Annotated in this window: 3 protein-coding genes; all 3 read right to left on the bottom strand. The window is 30.8% G+C overall.

The window, feature by feature from the left end:
* On the bottom strand, positions 1-584 hold a 584-nt coding region (locus tag ABWO04_RS11320), incomplete at its 3' end, for an HD domain-containing protein (RefSeq protein ID WP_353079795.1).
* 67 nt (positions 585-651) lie between these two features.
* Entirely contained in the window at positions 652-1,641 is a 990-nt protein-coding gene (locus tag ABWO04_RS11325) for an acyl-ACP desaturase (RefSeq protein ID WP_353079796.1), read from the bottom strand.
* A 5-nt stretch (positions 1,642-1,646) separates the two neighbouring features.
* Positions 1,647-2,179, bottom strand: a 533-nt coding sequence (locus ABWO04_RS11330) for a lysophospholipid acyltransferase family protein (protein WP_353079797.1), incomplete at its 5' end; no start/stop codon positions are given.

Genomic DNA, 2,179 nt, shown 5'->3' on the forward strand with positions numbered 1-2,179 from the left:
CTTTTTTGAGCCAATTTTTTACCTGTTTCCGTATTCATTTTATCTTTTAACAGCAATAATTTTTCGTAAAAATGATTAATTGTAGGCGCAGTTGAATTTTTATATGCTTCTTTTGAAAGCGACAAATTCGGAACGATTTCTGGATTATATATTTCTCTGTTTTTAAAACCACCGTAATTAAATGTTCGAGCAATTCCAATAGCTCCAATTGCATCAAGTCTGTCGGCGTCTTGCACAATTTCCAACTCTTTAGAACTGAAGTTTTTTTCGAAATTACCACCTTTAAATGAAATGTTTTCAATTATAGCTACCACGTGAGAAATAGTTGCCTCCGAAACATTTTCTTTTGATAAAAAATCACGAGCTGTTTTTGGACCTATAGATTCGTCGCCATCGTGAAATTTACTATCGGCAATATCGTGTAATAAAGCAGCTAATTGAATTACCTCTAAATTACAAGTTTCTTCTTTTGCAATTAGCAAAGCATTTTTATAGACACGCTCAATATGAAACCAATTATGACCACTTTCAGCATTTTCTAGTTGTTTTTTCACGAAGTTTTGTGTATTTTCTAGTACTGACATTTTAGTTTGGATAAAAAATTCCAAACTCTTTAGGAATTTGGAATTTATGTTTTTTGAATTTGAAAAATTATCTAATTAATGCAGGTTCTACCCATTTAAAAATCTGGCCTTCTTCTGGAATAATTATTCTTTCAGAAATTTTCTTCATTCTTTCTGGTAATTTCATAAGATAATCTCTTGCTTTTTCGGCTTCAGAGGTAAGTCCGTTCATATTTGCAATGTCCCATTTTACGTTTAGTTTTTCTAAAATATCAACATAATCGGCTGCAGTATATACTCCAATTCTTTGTGCTGAATCTGAAAAAGCTTCAAATGCACTACCAATTTTTTCTCCAGATTCACGTAAGAAAACGGCAGGCATGGTAATTTTTTGTTTCATCATGTATTGAAACGCCAACATCATTTCGCTTGGATCTACTTTAAAAATCTGATTTACAAATTCGCTATAGGCTAAATGATGGCGCATTTCATCACCAGCAATTAAATTACACATTTTGAATAATTTTTTTTCACCGTATTTTTTAGCAATTAGTGCTACTCTGTTATGAGAAACAAAAGTGGCTAATTCCTGAAAACTGGTATAAACAAAGTTCTTGTATGGATCTCTTCCGGTTCCAATATCAAAACCATCATTAATTAAATGTTGTGTCGTTTGTTCTATTTCTCGCATATTTACTCTCCCAGAAAGATATAAATATTTGTTTAAAACATCCCCATGACGGTTTTCTTCACCTGTCCAATGACGTACCCATTTGCTCCACCCATTTCTTTCTACATTATCCACACCTTCCACATCCATTAACCAAGATTCGTAGGTTGGTAAAGCTTCTTCTGTAATAGTATCTCCAACTAAAGTAACCCAAAAATCATAAGGTAAATCTTTTGAAATTTCTCTCAATTCTTTTACTTCTTCTAAAAAATTTTCTTGATTAGAGTCAGGTAATAAATCGGTTGGTTGCCAAATTTTTTCTACAGGAATTAAAAATTCATCCATAAAAGAATCAATTTTATTTTCCAATAAATGCATGACTTCAAGTCGTATATTTTGTATTGACATGATTTTTAATTTATATGTTTTTTTATAGTTTTTTCAGTTTTTTCAAAAATTTCGTCGAAAGTATAATCAGAAATTTTTAAAGGTTCATGTATCTGAAATGTTATTTTTGTTCCTAATCCTAAAGGAAATTGTCCAAACCTGTTCATTTTCCATGAATTATTTATACTAATTGGAACAAAATAGGCATCTGGAGCAAATTTGAATAACATTTTTAATCCGTTTGTTGCAAATTCTTTTGGAACTCCTGTTTTACTTCTTGTTCCTTCAGGAAAAATAACCATCGATCGATTTGTTTTATTGATGTATTCTCCTGCTTTTTTTATTTCTGCTAAAGCTTGTTTTCCGTCTTTTCTATCTATTAATGCAGAACCCCCAATTCTTAGATTTAAAGAAACACTTGGAATGCCTTTGCCAAGCTCTTTTTTACTGATAAATTTTGGATGCACATTTCTTAAAAACCAAATAATTGGAATAATATCGTGCATACTTTGATGGTTACAAACTAAAATTAAAGGTTTGTTTTTTGGTAAATTTTCTC

Source organism: Flavobacterium sp., from assembly GCF_040382755.1.
In the GTDB taxonomy this organism is placed as follows: Bacteria; Bacteroidota; Bacteroidia; order Flavobacteriales; family Flavobacteriaceae; genus Flavobacterium.

Excerpts from the sequence above, each read along its gene's own strand:
- ABWO04_RS11325 (WP_353079796.1), bottom strand. The coding sequence starts at position 1,641 with ATGTCAATACAAAATATACGACTTGAAGTCATGCATTTATTGGAAAAT.